This window comes from Psychrobacter sp. (assembly GCF_030454045.1).
In the GTDB taxonomy this organism is placed as follows: Bacteria; Pseudomonadota; Gammaproteobacteria; order Pseudomonadales; family Moraxellaceae; genus Psychrobacter.
Map to the genome: position 1 here is coordinate 1 of NZ_JAKDJE010000123.1, position 4,713 is coordinate 4,713.

Annotated in this window: 6 protein-coding genes and 1 pseudogene; 4 read left to right on the forward strand and 3 right to left on the reverse strand. The window is 38.8% G+C overall.

All coding sequences use genetic code 11. The features are described 5' to 3' along the window. Positions 1-80: 80 nt before the first annotated feature. Both L0G63_RS13440 and L0G63_RS13445 read right to left on the reverse strand, forming a co-directional pair. The gene (locus L0G63_RS13440) at positions 81-779 is read right to left on the reverse strand and encodes an LrgB family protein (RefSeq protein WP_192520907.1); all 699 of its coding nucleotides are present in this window, start codon (positions 777-779) and stop codon (positions 81-83) included. Between the two features lie 9 nt (positions 780-788). Next, complete coding sequence (locus L0G63_RS13445; protein WP_192520905.1) at positions 789-1,280, reverse strand: CidA/LrgA family protein; 492 nt, start codon at positions 1,278-1,280, stop codon at positions 789-791. A gap of 135 nt (positions 1,281-1,415) precedes the next feature. Between L0G63_RS13445 and L0G63_RS13450 the strand changes: the two genes are divergently transcribed. The 4 genes and pseudogenes from L0G63_RS13450 (at position 1,416) to L0G63_RS13465 (ending at position 3,419) form a co-directional block, all read left to right on the forward strand. Next, complete coding sequence (locus L0G63_RS13450; RefSeq protein ID WP_075102374.1) at positions 1,416-2,306, forward strand: LysR family transcriptional regulator; 891 nt, start codon at positions 1,416-1,418, stop codon at positions 2,304-2,306. Positions 2,307-2,315: 9 nt separating this feature from the next. Continuing rightward, positions 2,316-2,504, forward strand: a pseudogene (locus L0G63_RS13455) (IS3 family transposase); the annotation flags it as partial. Between the two features lie 71 nt (positions 2,505-2,575). Next, positions 2,576-2,926 carry a transposase gene (locus tag L0G63_RS13460; protein ID WP_225211545.1) on the forward strand — a complete coding sequence of 117 codons (351 nt, stop codon included), beginning with the start codon at positions 2,576-2,578 and terminating at the stop codon, positions 2,924-2,926. Beyond that, entirely contained in the window at positions 2,877-3,419 is a 543-nt protein-coding gene (locus tag L0G63_RS13465; RefSeq protein WP_301451111.1) for an IS630 family transposase, read from the forward strand. Before L0G63_RS13460 ends, L0G63_RS13465 begins: the two co-directional genes overlap by 50 nt. Positions 3,420-3,609: 190 nt before the next feature. On the opposite strand, the gene L0G63_RS13470 is transcribed toward L0G63_RS13465, so the two are convergent. After that, the gene (locus tag L0G63_RS13470) at positions 3,610-4,539 is read right to left on the reverse strand and encodes a LysR family transcriptional regulator (protein WP_087814224.1); all 930 of its coding nucleotides are present in this window, start codon (positions 4,537-4,539) and stop codon (positions 3,610-3,612) included. Positions 4,540-4,713 lie beyond the last annotated feature (174 nt).

The following is a 4,713-nucleotide window of genomic DNA, read 5'->3' on the forward strand; positions in this document are numbered from 1 at the left end:
GCTGGTATCATTAATTCCGAGCTTAACCTATGACTTTTGCAAGAGGTCTAATATAGATTAGGGTCTCTATATATATTTGTTTAAACTTGCCCAAATAACATTACGCCATGTATTAATGAAGGGCCTAAGAATACCATAAACAATCCCGCTAAAATCATTGTTAAACTAGCTATAACGCCCTCGTCCTCATTGCGCTGACTTGCCCGGGCTGTACCAAAACCGTGTGATGCATTACCAAATGCGATTCCATTTGCAAGATGTGAGCGAATACGAAAAAAAGTCAAAATCATATCCCCTAAAATCATTCCCACCATCCCTGTGATCAAAGTAAACAATGAGACTAAAGAGGAAGATCCGTGAATTTTTTCAGATAAGTCTAACGCAAATGGTGTCGATATTGAACGGGCCATCAAGCTATAGGTCAAGGTCTTATCAAAGTGGAACAAACCAGTGAATAGGTATATGCTTAAGACTCCCACCACCATCCCGACAGTTATGGAAGCGGTCAAAGCCAAAGCATGTCGACGTATTAAACGACGATATTCATAAATAGGTATAGCAAACGCAACCGTTGCGGGGGCAAGTAACTGCACAATCCAAGCTGTATCTTTCCAATAAGTATCATAAGAGATATTAAAGATAATCATTAATGAAAGCGTTATTACTGGAACCGTGATAGCTGGGTTTAGCCAAGATTTTCGATAGCGCACATAGATTACTTTAGCCATATAATAAGCAGCTAATGTCCAAATGAGACAAAGGATTGACCAGACATTCATTGTAAATCCTCACACATTATCATTATTTTTTAGGTTTAATTGGGCTTTATGAATCTGATGTCGATACAATCTACGTTGCAAACGGTGCACCATAATAAAGGTTAATGCTGAGCTTAACATCACCATCGCGGTACTTAAGATAATTGTCAGCATTAATTGCCAGCCCTTACTGATAAATAGCGCCTTGTATTGAAGTATTGACATCATAAGTGGGATAAACATTAATACTAATTCACCCAAAACAAATTTTGCCCCCAGTCTGACCCAGTTAACCTTGATAGCACCACTCATTAATAAGATCAGCATTAAAGATACTCCTAAGACGCCTGAGGATACGGGTAAATGCAATAACTCAACCAATATCGCAGCACAATACCAGACAGCTGCGATAATAGCGCATTGCATAAGGACATGAAGCCATGATTGGCCATAGAACCTTTGAAGTGCCAGTTTTGTTTTAGCTAAAAAACAGGAGGATAGACGAAGATTAAGATTACGCATAATAGTTGTTGTTTGTTGATTAGAGACTACTTATTATAAAAATACTATAGTCATAAATTATGAATTATATTTTTATTTTTATTCCCAATTTCTATAATAAATTTCGTTCTTTCTCTTAAATGTGGTCTATTATTTATGATAACTTTCAAGCAATTACGCTGCTTTGTGACAGTCGTAAAAACAGGTGGGTTTCTTCAAGCCAGTATCCAACTCAATTTAACTCAACCCACCGTTACCAAATCCATCAGTAACCTTGAAGAATATTTAGGCGTAGCTCTGTTTGATAAGCCGTTGACTCATAGAAAAAAGCGGCTAGTTAATTTAACGGAAATTGGCGAACACCTCTATATTCAAGCAGTGGATATCTTACAAAAGGCAGATAATCTTGAACAAACAGTAGTAGATTATCAGCAATTAATAGGTGGTAAGTTGCGTCTAGGGATTTCACCGTTAGGCAGTGAAATACTAAGCAAAGCTATTTTTAACTTTTACCAAATGCATCCTAGTATAGAAACCTCACTTATCGAAGATGGTGCTGAGTCACTTAAGCAGGCCCTTCTAGAGGGGCAACTTGATGTGGCAACATTGATGAAGCCGATTGACGATGATTTTGACTACTCGTCGATATGTTGCTATCCAGTGGTGGTCGTAGCAAATAAAAACCGTATGGGTAAGCGAAAAACGAAGGTAACACTTAAATCACTATCAAATGCACCCCTAATTTTATTTACCTCCAATTCATCATTTACTCCAATGATTATAGAAAACTGTCAATCACTAGGTTTTGAACCTAATATTATTTGCCAAACCAATCAGTGGCACTTGCTTCTTGACATGGTAAAACAGGATATGGGCGTGACTCTTTTGCCTCAATATTATACTCAAAAGTTGGATTTAACAGGATTAGTCTGCTTGCCACTAACCCAACCTCAGTTAAAATGGGAGCTTGTCATGGCTTGGCGTCGTCATCGCTTGCTTACACCAAGTATGCGAGCTTGGCTTGATAACATAAGAAAAAATATATAACTAGGCCTTGATAATGCTTTGGCTGTAACAGGGCATAGGTTATACAAAACAGAGGTGATTGAATATTTAAAAGCAGGTTGGCAAGGTTTAGCGAATGTACAACTTGCGACATTGAATTGGGTAGATTGGTTCAATAAAAAGCGTATACACAGTGCATTGGGCTATGTATCGCCTTTTGAGTTTGAGAGCCTTTCCTAAAAAGTGTGTATAGTCTAATCCAAATAAAACCGATACAACCCTATTAACAATTGCATTTAATGAAATAAACGATGACTTATTCAATAGACTATCGCAAACAGGTACTTTCTAGCATCATTGATGGTATGACCATACGAGAAGCTGCGCTATTTTATGGACTTAGCACCAGCACCATTCACAGCTGGCAGAAGAAATTAGCGCCTAAAACAACCAGAAATAAAGCACCGACTAAAATACCTGATGACGCATTGATTGAAGACGTAAAAAGATACCCAGATGATTATAACTATGAAAGAGCTCGTCGCTTGAACTGTAGTAAAACGGGCATCTTTAATGCTTTAAAGCGTCTTGGTATCAGTCAAAAAAAAGACCTTGGAACATCCAAAAGCGTGTCCGATAAAAAGAGCGATATTCCAGAGTAGGCTTGATCGCTTTACGCAGCAAGGCTATCCCATTGTCTATATGGATGAAAGCGGCTTTGAGGCTGAAACCATTCGTTCTCATGGCTATGCACCGATTGGTAAACCCTGTATCGATAGCTACAACTGGCAAGCAAAGAAGCGTACTAATGTCATCGGAGCTCTCTATGAAAAGATGCTATTTGCGCTTGATTACTTTGAGATGAATATCAATAGCAATATATTTTATGACTGGTGTAAGTTCACACTTATTCCAAGTCTTAAAACTAAATGCGTGATTGTCATGGATAACGCTCGGTTTCATAAAAGCAGACGTATCCAAAAACTACTCAACAGACATGGCCATCGTATTCTTTGGCTGCCGCCGTACAGCCCTGATCTAAACCCTATCGAGAAAAAATGGGCACAGGCTAAGTTTCTACGCCAAGGATGGATGGAGAATAATCTACCTAAACTGTTTCATGATATGGGCTGTATCGATTTTATAAAAACTTAACTATATTACCCAAAAGCTCGCTGAAACAAAGCGTCAGCAAAATAATATTATCAACATTATTAACCAACTTGATGCACATCATAAGGTTTTAAAAGATATAAAGATGCAAAATACGGGTTGTCTTTCTAAAGTTGAATGGGAAGAAAGAATAGCGGAGCAACTGTTAAAAAACGATAAATATGAATTAGTGTTAGTCAGCTCTTAAAAGTTTGGCTATACACTCATCCCAATAAGGCGGCGCCCCATAATAGTCTTCCATAAAATCTATAAAACACCTGACTTTGTGCGGTAGTAGTCTTCTATGGGCGTAGATGGTGTATAAACCCAAAGCCTCAGGTTCGATTTCCGGCAACAATACTACTAGCTTACCCCTACTAACGGCTTCGCTGACAATAAACGTCGGTTGCAATACCAAACCTGCACCTGCAATAGCGGCTTCCACCAATACATCGCCGTTATTACTCCGAAACTCGCTACCTTGCTTGAGGTATTTTGCTTTTAACAATTGGTATATTTCTTCCTTAGCGTCCATGTTCATATAGCTGTAGTGTAAATAGCGATGATTCACTAAATCTTCAGGTTTATCGAGTGTGCCATGCTTTTTCAAATATTCAGGCGACGCGCAGAGAACCACACGAATAGGGGCGACTTGCTTGGCAATAAGTGAGGAGCTTTTCAGCTTCCCGATACGCAAAGCGACATCAAACCCTTCCTCAACGATATCGACTTTACGATCAGTCAATTGTAGATCGACAGTCACCAAGGGATAACGCATCTGAAAATCAGTGATTAACTGTGCCATATGCCTTAGAGCAAATGAGACAGGCGCACTTATGCGCAACACGCCTTTAGGGTTCTGTTGTAAGCCACCCAATTGTGACTCCATGTCATCAATGCTAAGTAAAATCTGCTGCGCATGAGCGAAGTAATGATTACCAGCTTCGGTAAGGCTGACTTTACGAGTAGTACGATTAAGTAAACGACTGTTTAGCTGTTCTTCCAGCTTAGACACATACTTACTCACCAATTGCGGTGAAAGTTGCAAAGTATTTGCCGCCGTAGTAAAGCTGCCTTCGATCACCACTGCTACAAAGGCGCGCATCGCATCGATTCTATCCATGTTAACTCCTACTTATATTTAGCCATTAACGCTATTATCAATGATATGTTGTTAATCATCCAATATTATCTATCTTATTCTTTTGCTGCATTGATAGTAAAGTATATTTATTCCAACAGACTAGGGGCTGTATAGAATTGAGAAAACATTGAAAAAAATAAGCAACACCTTACT